A 14,773-nucleotide genomic window follows, 5' to 3' on the forward strand; every position below is an offset into this window, starting at 1 on the left:
TGCGCGCACCGGGCCGATACGCGCTGGGTGATCATGAAAGTGCTCCCTGGACAGCAGGCATCGGCAAGGCGTCCGCCCGGCAACAACTTTTCACTGATCAGGCGGACTTCCGGCGCCGCTTCCAGCCGTTGCCGTGATCGTAAACCCCACGGTGATCAATGCCTAGAGCTCGCCGATCAGGACTCGCACCCGCGCCGCCGCGCGGGTGAGATGGTCGCGTTCGGGCACGCTGCCGGCCCGGCGGGAGGCCTCGGCGTACAGCTCGGCCGCCCGGTCCAGGTCGCCCGCGCGTTCCAGCAGGTACGCGTGGACAGCGAGGTAGCGGGGCAGATCCGGGTCCAGTTTGCTCAGCTCGGCCAGGCCGGCCTGCGGCCCGTCGGCCTCGCCGACCGCGACGGCCCGGTTCAGCCGCACCACCGGACTGTCGGCGAGCCCGAGCAGCTCGTCGTACCACTCCACGATCTGCACCCAGTCGGTCTCCCCGGTGCTCGGGGCATCGGCGTGCAACGCGGCGATCGCCGCCTGTGCCTGATACTCGCCCAGCCGGTCGCGGGCCAGCGCGGCCTGCAGGACGGCGACTCCCTCGGCGATCAAACCGGTGTCCCAGCGGGAGCGGTCCTGCTCGGCGAGCGGCACGAGCCGGCCGCCCGGACCGGTGCGCGAGGCCCGGCGCGCATGGTGCAGCAGCATGAGGGCAAGGAGCCCCGCCACCTCGGGATCGTCGGTCGCGGCGGCCAGCTGGCGGGTCAGGCGCACCGCCTCGGCGGCCAGGTCGACGTCACCGCTGTAGCCCTCGTTGAAAACCAGGTAGAGCACCCGCAGCACGGTGCCGAGATCGCCGGGCCGGTCGAGCGGCAGCCCGGCGAGCCGACGCTTGGCCCGGCTGATCCGTTGCGCCATGGTCGCCTCGGGAACCAGGTGGGCGGCCGCGATCTGGCGGGTCGTCAGGCCACCGACCGCGCGCAACGTCAGGGCCACGGCCGATCCGGGCGACAGCGACGGGTGCGCGCACAGGAAGTAGAGCCACAGCGAGTCGTCGGTGGCCGGTGCCGGACCGGGTGGCGGCTCGACGTCCACGGCCAGTTCGCGGCCCCGGCGGGAGGATTCGGTGCGCGCCGCGTCCAGGAACTTGTGCCAGGCCACCGCGACGAGCCAGCCCTTCGGATCGCGCGGCGGATCGTCCGGCCAGGCGCCCAGGGCCCGGATCAGGGCCTCCTGCACGGCGTCCTCGGCCGCGGCGAAATCCGCCCCGCGCCGGACGAGGACGCCGATCACCGCCGGCACGAGCTCCCGGACGAGCGACTCGTTCACTCGGTCGCCGGGTGACCGGCGGTCAGGAACGGCCGCAGCTCGAGCCACTCCCGGATCGGCCTCCCGCCCGCGCCGGGCGCCTCGGACAGCTCGGCGGCCAGTTCCAGGGCCCGGTCGTACGACTCCACGTCGATGATCATCCAGCCCGCGATCAGGTCCTTGGTCTCGGCGAACGGGCCGTCCGTCACCGGTGGCTTCCCCTCGCCGCCGGACCGGACGAAGGCGCCCTCCGGCGAGAGGGCCTGACTGTCGACGTACTCGCCGGTGGCCTCGATCCGCTTCGCGAAATCCTCCATGTACTGGACGTGAGCCGTCAGCTCCTCGGGCGTCCACCGATCCATCGGCACGTCGTTCTCCGCAGCCGGGGCGCCACGGTAGTGCTTGAGCAGCAGATACTTCGCCATGGTGGTCTCCTCTCAGGCGTTCTGGCGCTCGGCCCGCTGCCGCACCAGTTCCTCGACCGCGCTGGGCAGGGTGGTCTCGAAGTCGATCAGCTTGACCCAGGTCGGCGTGATCACGATGCGGACCATGCCCTCGTACAGCGAGCGCACCTCGGCCTCCCACTCGACCCGCTGCTCGGCGCTCATCTGGTAGCTGCCGTTCATCTGCAGGTACTCCTCGGGAATGCCGTCCACGTCGTCCAGCTCGGCGTGCCCGCGCAGCAGCAGGATCTTCGGCGGGTGCACCTCGGTGTCGATGGTCAGCGCCACCTGCGGGTTCCGCCGCAGCGCGGCCAGCTTGGGCGCGTTCCTGGTGGTGCAGAGCACGATCTGCGCTCCGTTCCAGGTGAACGCGATCGGGACGGTGCGCGGTGTGCCGTCCGTGGCCACGTAGGCCAGGCGGGTCAGGTCACGAGCCAGCAGCTCCTGGCTGTACGGGCGGTTCAGAATCTCGGTGATCTCGTGCTGTTCCACGGTCGTCGGCTCCTGTGGTCGCTGGTGTGGTGCTCCGGGGACGGAGCCGATTCCCCGTTCTCGACACAGTCCACAAATTTCCTCGGAGCGGCCTTCGACGACGTGCTCTCGCGCAGCCGGTCCTGCCGGGCGCCCGCCCGGCCAGGCTATCGGAGCCCGGCCCGGTCCGGCCTCGAGCCGCGCGTGACGAAGGGCGAGTCGCATCGCCGACTTTGTCCGGCCGCTGGTGGAGCCTCGGATGATTCCGTGTTCCGGTGCAGTGATGACCGATGGAAACGACCAGCGCGTTGCGGACGCCGCCAACGCCTCGATGGACCGGCTCGTAGAACTCACCGGTCAGTCGCCGGCCACCGACCGGGAGGCCCGGGGCTCGGCCTGGCTGATCCCGGCCTGGGCACTGCTGGCACTTCTCACGGCGGGGCTGCTCTCGCTGGCCGTGTATCTGCTGTTCCGCACCAATCTCTTCTCGTCCGAACCGCTCACCGCCGAAACCATCAAGGCTCTGTGGGCGTTCCTCGGGGTGGCGCTCGGCGCGGTGGCGACACTCATCGGCACGCTCCTGACCGAGCAGAACAACCGGAGGTCAGCGCGGCTGGCTCGGGAATCGGCCCTGCGCGAGTCGCTGGCGCTGCTCCAGCGGGTGAAGGAGAACCGGGACGCAGAGGCCCGCTTGACGCTCGACACCAGGACCAGAGCACTCGAGCTGCTCACCCACGACGGCGACTACGCGCCCCGGGCTCGGGTGGCGGGAGCCATCGCCACCATGATGGAACTGCAAGGCGGGCCGGTCGCCTGCCGGATTCTCGGTGAGCTGTGGACGGCAGGCAAAGTCAGCACGTCGGTCGCCGTATGGTTGCTCGAGCGGGTGATCAACGATGAGGCCGCCAGCGCTGCCGACAAGGACTCCGCGTCGACGGCTCTGGCGCAGAACGCCGCAAGGCTGTTCCCGGCGGCCGGCAGCCCCGACCAGGCCTGGCACGAATGGCCGAGTGTTCTCGTGGACGCGTGGCCGAGTCACCTGCCGCCGACCACCAAGGACGGTTTCCTGTACCTGTGCATCAAATCCATACTCTGCCGTGATCCCAGTTACTGGATCGCGCACAGCCGGCCACCGTTCAGCACGCTCTGTGCCGCTGTCCGGGACAAGGACCGCGGCACGCAGGCCGCACTGGTACTCGCGAAGCTGCATGATGTGGTGCCCGAGCTGCTCGAACTCAACGAGGAGGAGGTGCGAGCGGTTCGGGCCGCGGCTGTCGCCGAGGATTGCGCCGGGTGGTACGTCCAGCTCGTGAATCAGCTGGACGCATGGGCCGGCACTCGCGATGCCGGGCCGGGCGAATCCCCGACGGTCGCTGTGCTGCCCGGAACGCAGCCGAGACCCGGCATCACGACGTGACGGCCCCTCAGAACCCGAGCCCGTCGAGAATGCGCAGGACGACGTTGCTCTTGCTCTCGCCCGCCTGCGGCTCCGTCCCGGCCAGCAGCAGGATCACGTCGTCGACCTTGGCCACGACGTCGGCCCGCCCGGCGTCCGCCGCGGCCTCGCGAAGCTGTCTCGCCAACGTCAGCAGCCGCTGCTGCTCGATGTCCATCGAGCCAGGCTATCGGGATTCGAGGCGCCCCAGCTCCCCGGCCACGACCGGCTCGCCGCGCAGGTAGGCCGTGGTCACGCGCTGGATCAGCGCCACCCGTGCCGGGCTCTCGTCGGTGGTCTCCCTGGCCTCGTAGCCGCCGATGCCGCCCAGCGAATGCTCGGCGCCGAACACGGTGAGCAGGCTCTTCGGTCGCGGGCTCAGGTGGTACGCGTCGGTCAGCCAGTCCGGGCCGCGCACCGACAGCGGCGAGTCGTCCTTGTCGCCCGCGACGACCAGCGCCGGGGTCGTCATGGTGCCGAAGCTCGGGTTCATCCAGGGAAACTGCGTTTTGGCGTACGGGGTGAGATCGTCACCGCCCCGGCCGGCGGTCGCCAGCAGGACGCCCCGGGCCACCCGAGGGTCGGGCTCGCCGGCCGAGTCGAGCACCCGCAGGCCGAGCAGCGCACCGGCCGTCTGCCCGCCGAACGAATGCCCGGCGACGGCCACGGTCCGCCGGTCGAGCGGACGCCCGACGGCGGCTTCGATCAGGTCGAGCCGATCGAGGACGCGCTTCAGGTCGTCGATGCGGGTGCGCCACGTGTCCGGCGTCAACGGCAGGCCGAGGGTGCGCGAGTCGAGGTGGGTCGGCTGCACCACGACGAAACCGTGCTCCGCCCAGTGGTCGGTCAGGGGGCCGTACCCGTCCATCGACGAGCCGAAGCCGTGCGAGAAGAGGACAACCGGCAGGTCCCGGCCTTCGGCGGGTGCTGAGATCCGTACGCGCAATGGCGCCACCCGACCGGGGGCCGGCAGGACGACGGGCTTGATCGAAATGAGCATGCCGCCACGCTAGTATCGCGAAGTTAGTAGGTACCTAGAGGAAAGTAAAGGGATGGAGATTCGAGGCCTCGAGGCCTGCCCGATCGCCGACGTGATCGACGTGCTGTTCAGCCGCTGGACGACCCCCATCCTGTGGGGGCTGCACGAACGCGGCCGCCAGCGCTTCGGCGACCTCGAACGCCACGTGCCCGGCATCAGCCCGAAGGTGCTCACCCAGCGCCTGCGCCAACTCGAACGCGACGGGTTGGTCGCCCGCACCTATCACGCCGAGGTGCCCCCGCGCGTCGAGTACGAGATCACCCCGCTCGGCGCGAGCCTGGAACCGCTCTTCGGGTCGCTCTCGGCGTGGGGCGCCACCAACATGCCGTCGATCGAGAAAGCCCGCCGCGCCTACGACGGGTGACTCACGGGATGATCGAGATGCGGACGGCCCACCCCGACGCCTCGCCGACTGGAACGGCAACCCCGAGAACGTGCGCTACGCGCACCGATCCGACTACCCGGGTCTGACACGGGCGCCACAAGAAGCAACTACAGGCAGAGATCATCCAGCTGCCCACTCGATGACTGTGTGGTGGAACAGGTCGGGAAATTCCTAGTTCCACACATGGCCCGCGTCGGGCACTGTCCGGAGCACCGCGCCGGAGATATTTGCTGCGGCTTCCCGTGAGGCCGCCAGGTTGATCCGGTATTTGGAGCCGCACAGCACGAGTGTTCGTGCTTGGACGTTCGAGAGATCCGCACGCAGGTCGGTCCGCCGCAGTTCCGCCAGGGTCCGGAGCACGGCGGCCTTCGTGACGCCTTCTTCCGGGCTGCCGAAGGAGGCCACGGGAATGAGGCGCAGCACCGCACTCTGCAGCCTCAGCACCAGCTGAGGCGGACGAACCGGGACGACGGAGATCATCAGGCTGGCGACGTCGTCGGGATACCGGGCAGCCCAGCGAATAGCAACCATCGCACCCGCCGACAGGCCGCACACGTGAACGCGCTGCCCCTGACGCAGGGCATGCAGCGACGCGACCGCCGCATCGATGCTGAAAGGTCCCGGCGACCGGCCGTACCCCGGAAGGTCGGGAAGGAGAAGCCGGAACCGTCGACCCAGGACCTCGCGCTCACCGTCCCACATCTGACGGCTCTCCCCAGCGCCGTGCAACAGCACCAGAGGCGGAGCCGTGGGGTCGCCGCACGCATCAACGAACATCGTCATGGGCTCGTCGACAGCACCTGTGGGCAAACGTTCAGATCCAGGAGCCGCTACGCGGGTGGTCAGTTGCGTAGGGGCGGCGTCGGCCACTTGTTGGAGATCTTCGCGGGAGGCGTCGCCCGAGGCTTGCACGGCCAGGCCGTTCGCGATCGTCATGACGTAGCGGGCGGTCGGCGTCACCCGGCAGGTCACCCTCGCGGACAGCGCGGCGGAAGCGGTCGCGCATGTGCATCTGGCCCAGGGCGCGCCACTCGGCCAGCACGTCATGGGCGACCTGGCCGGTGCCCCCGACGGCCAGCGCGCCCTGCACGCCCAGGCAGCCGGCGGGCCAGCCGGGGGTTGAGGCGGGCGCCCTCGTGGCCGCCCGCGGGCAGGGGCTGGACGTGCTGTTCGCCAACTCGGCCACGGCGTCGTTCGGGACCATCGAGACGGTCGCCGTGGAGGACCTCGACCAGGTCTTCGGGGTCAACGTCAAGGGCACCATGCTCACCGTCCAGAAGGCGCTGCCGGTGCTGAACGAGGGCGCCTCGGCCGTCGGGCCCGGCGCCGGTCGACCGGTGCTCAGCAACGGCCCGGGCCCGCCGATCGGGCAGGTGTGCTGCGACCTTCGCAGTTCACGATCAAAGTGCGCATCATCGCCTCGATGGTGGTCATGGTGGTCGTCTCGACGCTGGTGGTGGTCTGGTACATCACCGGCCGGACCACCGCCGACGCCCGGGACACCGGTTTCGCGTACGCGGGAGAGGTGGCCCAGCGCAACGCCGCCGAGGTCCGCGAGGTCGTGCTGAGCGGGCTCGGCACCGCCCGGGACATGGCGCAGGTGCTCGACGCCAGCAGGTCAACGCCGGGGTCCGGTCCATCGCGGCCGGCGCGGAGCAGATGAGCGCCTCGATCGCCGAGATCTCGTCCAACGCGGCCCAGGCGGCCCAGGCCATGGCCGTCGCCGACCGCACCAACAGCCAGGTGGCCGAGCTGGGCGCGGCCATCGCCGAGGTCAGCGAGGTGGTCCGGCTGATCACCTCGATCGCCGAGCAGACCAACCTGCTGGCCCTCAACGCCACCATCGCGGCGGCCCGGGCCGGCGAGATGGGCAAGGGATTCGCGGTGGTCGCCGGTGAGGTCGAGGAGCTGGCCCAGCAGAGAGCCCGGGCCACCGACCAGATCACCGCCCGGATCGGCGCGATCCAGGCGTCGAGCGACTCCGCCGCCGCCGCGATAGGCGAGATCGCTCAGGTGATCACCCGGATCGGCGACTGCACCACGACCATCGCGTCGGCCGTCGAGGAGCAGACGGCGACCACGGCCGAGATGGGCCGCACGGTGACCGAGGCCGCCGCGAACGGCGGCGACGTGGCCACCACGATCACCGGCGTGGCCGGGGTCGCGTCGTCGACCGCCGAGGTCGCCGGCACGACCCGGCAGGCCGCGGCCGATCTGCTGAAGCTGGCCGACGACCTGACCGCACTGGTGGGAGCGTTCCGCTACTGAGCGACGGCAGCGGCACCGACCCTAGAAGCCGGGGAACGCCGTCCGCAGCTGGTCGAGGGTGACGTTGCCGGTGACCTGCAGGCCGGCTGGGGTGTGGTCCGGGCCCAGCCGGCCGGACAGCAGGCGCAGCGCGGCCTCGAGGGGGCCGTCGAAGGTGGCCGTGGCCGGCGTCGCGTCGGTGGTCAGGCGGGTGTCGTCGCCGATCACGACGCGGTACGGCGAGCCGGCCACCTCGACCACGGCGGGCTCGGTGAGCGCGTCGGGTTTGGCGATGAAGCCGAGCAGGAAGGACAGGCCGCCGCTGAGGTGCTCGGCCAGCAGCGGCGTGGACTCGGCGGTGAGGCCGGCCGCCGGGTCGGCGGCGACGCGGATGTCCCAGCTGTGGTGGGCTACCTCGTTGAGGCGCAGACCGGCGAACGAGGCCAACGGGATCGGCTGGGGCAGGAAGCCGGGGTTGATCTGCACGGTCTCGTGCTGCTCGGGCGTCAGCGCCTCGAGTGCGGCCACGAACCGGTTGTCCGACTCGCGCCAGCCGGCCGCCTGGGCGTCCGGGCTCAGGGCGTTCCACCGGTCCCAGACGCTCTGGTTGAAGTCGGGCCCGGGCTTTTCCGCCTCGCCGAGCTCGGCCCGGAAGGCGGCCAGGGCGATCTCGGCGCCGCTGCCCAGGTGGGAGAAGACCTGCGCCACGGTCCAGTCGGAGGCGCCGGACGTGTCCGTGAGGTGCTCGGCGGTGAAGGCGAGGAGGCCGTCGTGCTCGGCGCGCAGGGCCGCGATGGTGCGGGCCGCGAGAGTTGTCATGATCGCCATCCTGGCACAGTGGGGGCGTGTCTCTCGTACACCTGGTTCTCGCGCATCCGGCCGAGCGGAGCTTCACCCGCGACGTCCTCGACGCCTTCCGGGGCGGGCTGGCCGAGGCGGGGCACCGCGCCACCGTCTCCGACCTGTACGCGATGGGGTTCCGGGCCGAGATGAGCCTCGAGGAGTACGAGCGGGAGTCCGGCTACCGGGCCGACCTGCCCGTGGCGCCGGACGTGCGGGCCGAGCAGCGGAAGCTCGCCGCGGCCGACGTCTGGGCGTTCTTCTATCCGGTGTGGTGGGCCGACTGCCCGGCCATCCTCAAGGGATGGTTCGACCGGGTGTGGACGGCCGGGTTCGCCCACCACGCCGATCCGCCGGTCCGGGCGCGCAAGGCGCTGGTCCTGTGCACGGCCGGTTACGAGGCCGACGTGCTGGAGCGGAACGGTGTCCTGCCGGCCATGCGCACCACGATGCTGACCGACCGGATCGGGAGCCGGGCTGCCACCGCTGACCTGCTGGTGCTCGGTGGCTCGGCGCACCGGGCGGACCATCTGCGTTTGGCGGCGCGGGCCGGGCTCACGCTGGGGTTCGACGGGCCCAGCCGGTGAGGCGGGACGCGTAGCGCTCGACCTCGGCGGCCAGTTCCGGCGGGGTCAGGACGGTGAACGGGTGGCCCAGGCCGGCCAGCATCTGGGCCATGCCCTCGAGGCGTTCGGCCCGGCAGGTCAGCAGCAGGCCCCGGTCGGTCTCGGTCAGCTCGGCCACGCTGGCCGGCACGCGCCGCCGTACCTCGGAGACGGTGGCCTCGAGCAGCACCTCGACCGGCCACCGGTAGTCGCGCCGGGCCCACTGCTGGTTGAGGTGAGCCACGGCGTCGAACCCGGGCGGGGCGTCGAACCTGACGCCGGCCGGGCGGGCGGCGGCGATCCGGTCGGCGCGGAACGAGCGGATCTCACCACTGCGGTGGTCGAGGCCGACGGCGTACCAGCGGCTGGAGTGGAAGACCAGGCCGTACGGGTCGAGCTCGCGGTCGCCGGAGTCGCGGTAGGTGATGGTCAGGCGTTCCGACGAGCGGGCCGCCGCGCCCAGCACGAGCAGAATGTGCGAGGCCGGGTTGTCCTGACCGCCGACGGCGGCCCGGGTGAAGCCCAGCGTCGACCGCAGCCCGGCGAGGCGGTCGGCCAGGTCGGCCGGGAGCACCCGGTTGATCTTCGCTTCGGCCGCCCCGGCGGCGGGGGTCTCGGCGGTCAGGCCGATCTGCCGGGCGGCGATCAGGCCCAGCACGACGGCGACCGCCTCGTCTCCGGTGAGCATCAGCGGCGGCAGGCGGAAGCCGGGGGAGAGGCGGTAGCCGCCGTAGCGGCCGCGTTCGGCGGTGACCGGGATGCCCAGGTCGGTGAGGGTGGTCGCGTAGCGCCGTACGGTCCGCTCGTCGACACCGAGGCGGGCCGCCAGGTCGCCCACGGTCATCCGCCGGTGGGCCTGCAGGATCTCGAGCATCGCCAGCACCCGGGACGCGGCATGAGCCATGCCGCCCAGTTTTCCAGCAATACCGGGCGGAACCTGTCCGGTATCACTTCTAGGCTCGTCTCATGAGCACATACATCCTGGTACCTGGCATGTGGATCGGCGCCTGGGCGTGGCGGCAGGTCACCGCGGAGCTGCGGGCGGGCGGCCACGACGTGCACCCGCTCACCCTCACCGGCGTCGCCGACCGGTCGCACCTGCTCAGCCCGGACGTCGACCTCGACACGCACATCGCCGACATCGTGCGGCTGGCCGAGGCCGAGGATCTGCGCGACATCGTGCTGGTCGGCCACAGCTACGGCGGCCTGCCGGTGAGCGCGGCCGCGCTGCGGTTGCGCGAGCGGATCCGGTCGGTCGTCTACGTCGACAGCGGGCCGCTGCCCGAGGGCATGTCCCAGCTGGACCTCTCGGACGACGCGACGGAACCGACCGGCGACGCCGTGCCGCCGCGGCCGTGGGACGCGGCGGCCGACCCGGTGCTGCTGGCCGGCCTGGACGAGGCGGCGCTCGATCTCCTGCGTACGCGCAGCACGGGTCACCCGCTGGCCTCGGTGAAGCAGCCGCTGGGCGCCCGAGCCACCTCAGCCGACCTGCCGACGGTGCTGGTCGCGAGCACGTTCCCGCTCGACCAGATCCGCGAGATGATGGCCGCCGGTCACCCGTTCTTCGCGGGCCTGGCCGAGGCCGAGATCATCCCGCTGGCGACCGGCCACTGGCCGATGCTGAGCGAGCCCGAGAAGCTGGCCGGCATCCTCGCCTCCGTGGGCGGGAAATGAGCGGGCCCCGATCAGTTCCGCGCGGTCCAGTCGTCGAGGACCTCGGCGACGGTCACGGCCGCGGGTGGTTGCGGTTCCCGGGCGGGCGTACGGCCGAAGCGCGGCGCCGGTGCGGGCTGGGTGACCCCGGCGACGTCGATGAACGTACGCCGGGCCCGGTTGTGCGGATGCACGGGCGCCTCGGCCGGGGAGAGGACGGGTGCGACGCAGGCGTCCAGGCCGGCGAACACCTGCGTCCACTCGTCGCGTGACCGGGACGCGAAGCGCGACGCGAAACGGTCCCGCAGCTCGGGCCAGCCCGACTGGTCGTCCTGCCCGGGAAGCTCCTCGTCCTGCAGCCCGAGCCCGTTCAGCAGAGCCTGGTAGAAGTGTGGTTCGAGCGCCCCGACGGCCATGAACCCGCCGTCGGCCGCCTCGTACGTGTCGTAGAACGGCGCCCCGCCGTCGAGCAGGTTGGCGCCCCGCCCGCCCGGCCACGCGCCACCGCCGATCATGCCGTGCAGGAACGTGGTGAGCAGGGCCGACCCGTCGACCATGGCCGCGTCGACCACCTGTCCGAGCCCGGACCGGGTGCGTTCCAGCAGCGCGGCCAGCACCCCGACGGCCAGCAGCATGCCGCCGCCCGCGAAGTCGCCCAGCAGGTTGATCGGCGCGTGCGGGCGCTGCCCGGCCCGGCCGAGCGGCTCGAGAGCCCCGGCGACGGCGATGTAGTCGATGTCGTGCCCGGCCCGCTCGGCCAGGGGCCCGTCCTGGCCCCAGCCGGTCATCCGGGCGTACACCAGACCGGGGTTGACCTTCCGGCACTCGGCGGGCCCGAAGCCGAGGCGTTCCGCGACGCCGGGCCGGTAACCCTCGACAAGGACGTCAGCCTGCTCGACGAGTCGCATCAACTCGGCCCGGCCCGCCTCGTTCTTCAGGTCGAGCGTGACCGTGCGCCGGCCCCGGTCGAGCGGGCCGTCGGGCAGCAGCGGCCCGCCCGGCCGGTCGACGCGCACGACGTCGGCGCCCAGATCGGCCAGGATCATGCAGCCGAAGGGGCCCGGCGCGAGACCGGCCAGCTCGACGACCCGTACCCCCTGAAGGGCCGTCATGCCGGCTCGAAGCGGGAGCCGTAGCGGGCCGCGAGCGTGAGGGCCCGGCCGCGGAAGTCGGCGTGCTGCTCGGCGAAGCGCAGCACCCCGCCCGTCCACGCCGGATAGCCGATGCCCAGGATCGAGCCGACGTTGCCGTCCTCGGCGGTGCGCAGCACACCCTCGTCGAGGCAGCGACGGGCGTCGATCGCCTCGGCGAACAGGAACCTGTCCTTCAGGTCGTCGAAGGGCACGGCGCGGCCTTCGGCAGTGGCCATGGTGGCCAGGTGCGGCCAGAGGGTGGTGCGCTTTCCTTCCTCGTACGCGTAGAAGCCGCGCCCGGCCGTGCGGCCCGGCCGGTCGTGCTCGTCGACCATGGCGTCGACCACGGCGTGGGAGGGTGTCGGGACGAAGGCCGGCCCGGCCGCGGCCGCTGTCTGGTGGCGGATGCGCTGCACCAGCGTGAGGCTGACCTCGTCGGCCAGGGCCAGCGGCCCGGTCGGATACCCGGCCTGCAGCGCCGCGTGCTCGATCGCCGGCGCGGGCACCCCCTCGGCGAGCATGCCGATCGCCTCGTCGATGAACCGGCCGATCACCCGGCTGGTGAAGAAGCCGCGCCCGTCGTTGACCACGATCGGCGTCTTGCCGATGCGCCGCCCCAGGTCGAACGCCCGCGCCACCGTCTCGTCGCTCGTGGCCGCGCCGACGACGATCTCGAGCAGCGGCATCCGGCCGACCGGGGAGAAGAAGTGCATGCCGACGAAATCAGCCGGCCGATCGACGCCCTCGGCGAGCCCGCTGATCGGCAGCGTGGAGGTGTTCGAGGCGAGCAGCGCCCCCGGCGCGAGCACGGGTCCGACCTCGGCGAAGGCGGCTTGCTTGAGCGCGGGGTCCTCGAAGACAGCCTCGATCACCACGTCGCAACCGGCCAGGCCGGACACCTCGGCCGTGGTGGTGATCCGCTCGTGCTGGGCGGCCCGCGCGGCGAGCTCCGGTGTCACGTCCTTGACGACCACGTCGAGGCCGGCCTTGGCGCAGGCCAGGGCGATGCCGGCGCCCATCATGCCCGCGCCGAGCACCGCGATCCTGCGGGCCGGCGCCACCTCGGCCCGGGGCCGGGCCAGGCCGCCGTTGACCGCGCGCATGTCGAAGAAGAGGGCGCCGATCAGGTTCTTGGCGATCCGCCCGGTGAGCAGGGTGATCAGGTGGCGGGTCTCGACGACCTGCGCGGTCTCGAAGTCGACCTGGGCGCCCTCGACCGCGGTGGCCAGGATCTTCTCGGGGGCGGGCAGGGAGGCGCCCTTGAGCTGCCGGCGCAGGGTGGCCGGGAAGGCCGGCAGTTGCGCGGCGAGCTGGGGGGACGACGGTGTGCCGCCGGGCATCCGGTAACCCGCACGGTCCCAGGGCTGGGTCGCTCCGGGGTTGGCGGCGATCCACTCGCGGGCCCGGGCGAGCAGCTCGTCCGGAGTGGACACGACGTCGTCGACCAGGCCGTTGTCGCGGGCGTCGGCCGGGCGCAGCCGGCGGCCGGTGAGCAGCCAGACGGTCAGGGCCGGGGCGAGGCCGAGCATGCGGACCGTGCGGGTGACGCCGCCCGCCCCCGGCAGCAGCCCGAGCGTGACCTCGGGGAAGCCGAGCCGCGTGCCCGGCGCGTCGAGCGCGATGCGGTGATGGCAGGCGAGCGCCACCTCGAGGCCGCCGCCGAGCGCGGCGCCGTTGATCGCGGCGACGACCGGGCGGCCGTAGGTCTCGAGCCGCCGGAAGTCGCGCTTGATGGTCGTGAGCAGCTCGAACAGCGCCGGAGCGTCCTCCGGGGTGGCACGGGCCATCGTGGGCAGGTCGCCGCCCGCGAAGAACGTCTTCTTGGCGCTGGTCACGATCACGCCGGTGACCTGCTCGCGCTCGGCCTCGAGGCGGTCGACGGCCGCGGTCATGGCGGCCACGTAGGTCGCGTTCATGGTGTTGGCCGACTGGCCGGGGTCGTCGAGGGTGAGGGTGACGACGCCGTCGCCGTCGCGCTCGTACCTGATCATCAGAGCCTCTCGAGGACGGTGGCGACGCCCATGCCGCCGCCGATGCACAGGGTGACCACGGCCCGGCGCTGGTCGCGCCGTTCCAGCTCGTCGAGCGCGGTGCCGAGCAGCATCGCGCCGGTCGCGCCGAGCGGGTGCCCGAGCGCGATCGCGCCGCCGTTGACGTTGACCCGCTCGGGATCGAGGTCGAGGTCGCGGACGTACTTCAGGACCACCGCGGCGAACGCCTCGTTGATCTCGTACAGGTCGACGTCGGCCGGGGTGAGGCCGGCCACGGCCAGCGCCTTGAGGGTGGCCGGGCCGGGCCCGGTGAGCATCAGCGTCGGGTCGGCGCCGGTGACCGCGGCGCCGGCGATGCGGGCGCGCGGGGTGAGACCCAGCTGCTCGCCGGCCTCGGCGCTGCCGATCATCACGAGCGCCGCGCCGTCGACGATGCCGGACGAGTTGCCGGCGTGGTGGACATGCTCGATTCTCTCCAGCCAACCGAACTTGCGCAGGGCGACGGAGTCGAAGAACTCGGTGCGCGCGAACGAGGCCCGGAGCCGGCCCAGCCCCTCGACCGTGGTGCCGGGCCGGGGATGCTCGTCGGCGGTGAGGATGTCGAGGCCGTTGGGGTCGCGGACGGGCACGATCGACCGGGCGAAGTGCCCGCCGGCCTGCGCCTTGGCCGCCCTGTCCTGCGACTGCACGGCGTACGTGTCGACGTCCTCACGGGTGAAGCCCTCGAGCGTGGCGATGAGGTCGGCGCTGACACCCTGGGGCACGAAATCGGTGGCGAACGCCGTTTCGGGGTCGAGGAACCAGGCGCCGCCGTCGGAGCCCATCGGGTTGCGCGACATCGACTCGACGCCGCCCGCCACGATCAGGTGTTCCCAGCCGGAGCGGACGCGGGCCGCGGCCTGGTTGACCGCCTCGAGGCCGGAGCCGCAGAAGCGGTTGAGCTGCACGCCGGCGACCGTCTCGGGCAGGCCGGCCAGCAACGCGGCGGCGCGCGACAGGTCGCCGCCCTGCTCGCCGACGGGGGTGACGATGCCGAGCACCAGGTCGTCGATGCGGGCCGGGTCGAGCTCGGGCTGCCGGGACCGCAGCGCGTCGAGCAGGCCGGTGACCAGCGAGATCGGCTTCACACCGTGCAGCGCGCCGTCCGGCTTGCCCCGGCCCCGGGGGGTGCGCAGCGCGTCGTACACGAAAGCCTCGCTCATGTTTTGGCCTCGGTTTTCCGCCGCGGGGCATTACAC

Annotated in this window: 17 protein-coding genes and 1 pseudogene; 7 read left to right on the forward strand and 11 right to left on the reverse strand. The window is 72.2% G+C overall.

Features of this window, described 5'->3' with window-relative positions; translation table 11 throughout:
- Positions 1 to 162: 162 nt before the first annotated feature.
- The 3 genes from KXC43_RS18670 to KXC43_RS18680 are packed head-to-tail and all read right to left on the reverse strand — an operon-like array spanning position 163 to position 2,225.
- Positions 163 to 1,311, reverse strand: coding sequence for an RNA polymerase sigma factor (locus KXC43_RS18670; RefSeq protein ID WP_221377356.1), 1,149 nt, complete (start codon positions 1,309 to 1,311; stop codon positions 163 to 165).
- Positions 1,308 to 1,715 carry a YciI family protein gene (locus KXC43_RS18675; protein ID WP_221377357.1) on the reverse strand — a complete coding sequence of 136 codons (408 nt, stop codon included), beginning with the start codon at positions 1,713 to 1,715 and terminating at the stop codon, positions 1,308 to 1,310. The genes KXC43_RS18670 and KXC43_RS18675 overlap by 4 nt, the downstream gene beginning before the upstream one ends.
- Before the next feature lie 12 nt (positions 1,716 to 1,727).
- A complete protein-coding gene (locus KXC43_RS18680; RefSeq protein ID WP_221377358.1) occupies positions 1,728 to 2,225 on the reverse strand; it encodes a pyridoxamine 5'-phosphate oxidase family protein in 498 nt (165 codons plus the stop codon).
- Between the two features lie 262 nt (positions 2,226 to 2,487).
- Between KXC43_RS18680 and KXC43_RS18685 the strand changes: the two genes are divergently transcribed.
- Positions 2,488 to 3,621, forward strand: coding sequence for a hypothetical protein (locus tag KXC43_RS18685; protein ID WP_221377359.1), 1,134 nt, complete (start codon positions 2,488 to 2,490; stop codon positions 3,619 to 3,621).
- A 7-nt stretch (positions 3,622 to 3,628) separates the two neighbouring features.
- Here KXC43_RS18685 and KXC43_RS18690 read toward each other — a convergent pair whose 3' ends face one another.
- The gene (locus tag KXC43_RS18690; RefSeq protein ID WP_221377360.1) at positions 3,629 to 3,817 is read right to left on the reverse strand and encodes a hypothetical protein; all 189 of its coding nucleotides are present in this window, start codon (positions 3,815 to 3,817) and stop codon (positions 3,629 to 3,631) included.
- A gap of 9 nt (positions 3,818 to 3,826) precedes the next feature.
- Positions 3,827 to 4,639 carry an alpha/beta hydrolase family protein gene (locus tag KXC43_RS18695; RefSeq protein WP_221377361.1) on the reverse strand — a complete coding sequence of 271 codons (813 nt, stop codon included), beginning with the start codon at positions 4,637 to 4,639 and terminating at the stop codon, positions 3,827 to 3,829.
- Positions 4,640 to 4,691: 52 nt separating this feature from the next.
- On the opposite strand from KXC43_RS18695, the gene KXC43_RS18700 reads away from it, so the two are divergent.
- A complete protein-coding gene (locus KXC43_RS18700) occupies positions 4,692 to 5,042 on the forward strand; it encodes a winged helix-turn-helix transcriptional regulator (RefSeq protein WP_221377362.1) in 351 nt (116 codons plus the stop codon).
- Positions 5,043 to 5,234: 192 nt separating this feature from the next.
- Here the strand turns inward: KXC43_RS18700 and KXC43_RS18705 are convergent, their stop codons facing one another.
- A complete protein-coding gene (locus KXC43_RS18705; protein WP_221377363.1) occupies positions 5,235 to 6,023 on the reverse strand; it encodes an alpha/beta fold hydrolase in 789 nt (262 codons plus the stop codon).
- Positions 6,024 to 6,067: 44 nt separating this feature from the next.
- Here KXC43_RS18705 and KXC43_RS52370 point away from each other — a divergent pair.
- The 3 genes and pseudogenes from KXC43_RS52370 to KXC43_RS18715 all read left to right on the forward strand — a co-directional run.
- Positions 6,068 to 6,367, forward strand: a pseudogene (locus tag KXC43_RS52370) (SDR family NAD(P)-dependent oxidoreductase); the annotation flags it as partial.
- 71 nt (positions 6,368 to 6,438) lie between these two features.
- Entirely contained in the window at positions 6,439 to 6,726 is a 288-nt protein-coding gene (locus tag KXC43_RS51010) for a hypothetical protein (protein WP_255644325.1), read from the forward strand.
- Positions 6,723 to 7,331 carry a methyl-accepting chemotaxis protein gene (locus KXC43_RS18715; RefSeq protein ID WP_221377365.1) on the forward strand — a complete coding sequence of 203 codons (609 nt, stop codon included), beginning with the start codon at positions 6,723 to 6,725 and terminating at the stop codon, positions 7,329 to 7,331. The genes KXC43_RS51010 and KXC43_RS18715 overlap by 4 nt, the downstream gene beginning before the upstream one ends.
- A gap of 21 nt (positions 7,332 to 7,352) precedes the next feature.
- On the opposite strand, the gene KXC43_RS18720 is transcribed toward KXC43_RS18715, so the two are convergent.
- Positions 7,353 to 8,129, reverse strand: a complete 777-nt coding sequence (locus KXC43_RS18720) for a maleylpyruvate isomerase family mycothiol-dependent enzyme (protein WP_221377366.1) — start codon at positions 8,127 to 8,129, stop codon at positions 7,353 to 7,355.
- A gap of 26 nt (positions 8,130 to 8,155) precedes the next feature.
- Between KXC43_RS18720 and KXC43_RS18725 the strand changes: the two genes are divergently transcribed.
- On the forward strand, positions 8,156 to 8,737 hold the full coding sequence (locus KXC43_RS18725) for an NAD(P)H-dependent oxidoreductase (protein WP_221377367.1): 582 nt from the start codon (positions 8,156 to 8,158) through the stop codon (positions 8,735 to 8,737).
- Here the strand turns inward: KXC43_RS18725 and KXC43_RS18730 are convergent.
- Entirely contained in the window at positions 8,706 to 9,659 is a 954-nt protein-coding gene (locus tag KXC43_RS18730) for a helix-turn-helix transcriptional regulator (protein WP_221377368.1), read from the reverse strand. The two genes, KXC43_RS18725 and KXC43_RS18730, sit on opposite strands and share 32 nt — an antisense overlap.
- A gap of 62 nt (positions 9,660 to 9,721) precedes the next feature.
- On the opposite strand from KXC43_RS18730, the gene KXC43_RS18735 reads away from it, so the two are divergent.
- A complete protein-coding gene (locus tag KXC43_RS18735; RefSeq protein WP_221377369.1) occupies positions 9,722 to 10,432 on the forward strand; it encodes an alpha/beta fold hydrolase in 711 nt (236 codons plus the stop codon).
- Positions 10,433 to 10,443: 11 nt separating this feature from the next.
- Here KXC43_RS18735 and KXC43_RS18740 read toward each other — a convergent pair whose 3' ends face one another.
- From KXC43_RS18740 to KXC43_RS18750, 3 genes are read right to left on the reverse strand one after another with little or no spacing between them, the layout of a single operon-like run.
- Complete coding sequence (locus KXC43_RS18740; protein ID WP_221377370.1) at positions 10,444 to 11,523, reverse strand: CaiB/BaiF CoA transferase family protein; 1,080 nt, start codon at positions 11,521 to 11,523, stop codon at positions 10,444 to 10,446.
- Entirely contained in the window at positions 11,520 to 13,535 is a 2,016-nt protein-coding gene (locus tag KXC43_RS18745) for a 3-hydroxyacyl-CoA dehydrogenase NAD-binding domain-containing protein (protein WP_221377371.1), read from the reverse strand. Before KXC43_RS18745 ends, KXC43_RS18740 begins: the two co-directional genes overlap by 4 nt.
- A complete protein-coding gene (locus tag KXC43_RS18750) occupies positions 13,535 to 14,737 on the reverse strand; it encodes an acetyl-CoA C-acetyltransferase (RefSeq protein ID WP_221377372.1) in 1,203 nt (400 codons plus the stop codon). Before KXC43_RS18750 ends, KXC43_RS18745 begins: the two co-directional genes overlap by 1 nt.
- Positions 14,738 to 14,773: the final 36 nt, after the last annotated feature.

The organism is Paractinoplanes polyasparticus (genome assembly GCF_019710575.1).
In the GTDB taxonomy this organism is placed as follows: Bacteria; Actinomycetota; Actinomycetes; order Mycobacteriales; family Micromonosporaceae; genus Actinoplanes; species Actinoplanes polyasparticus.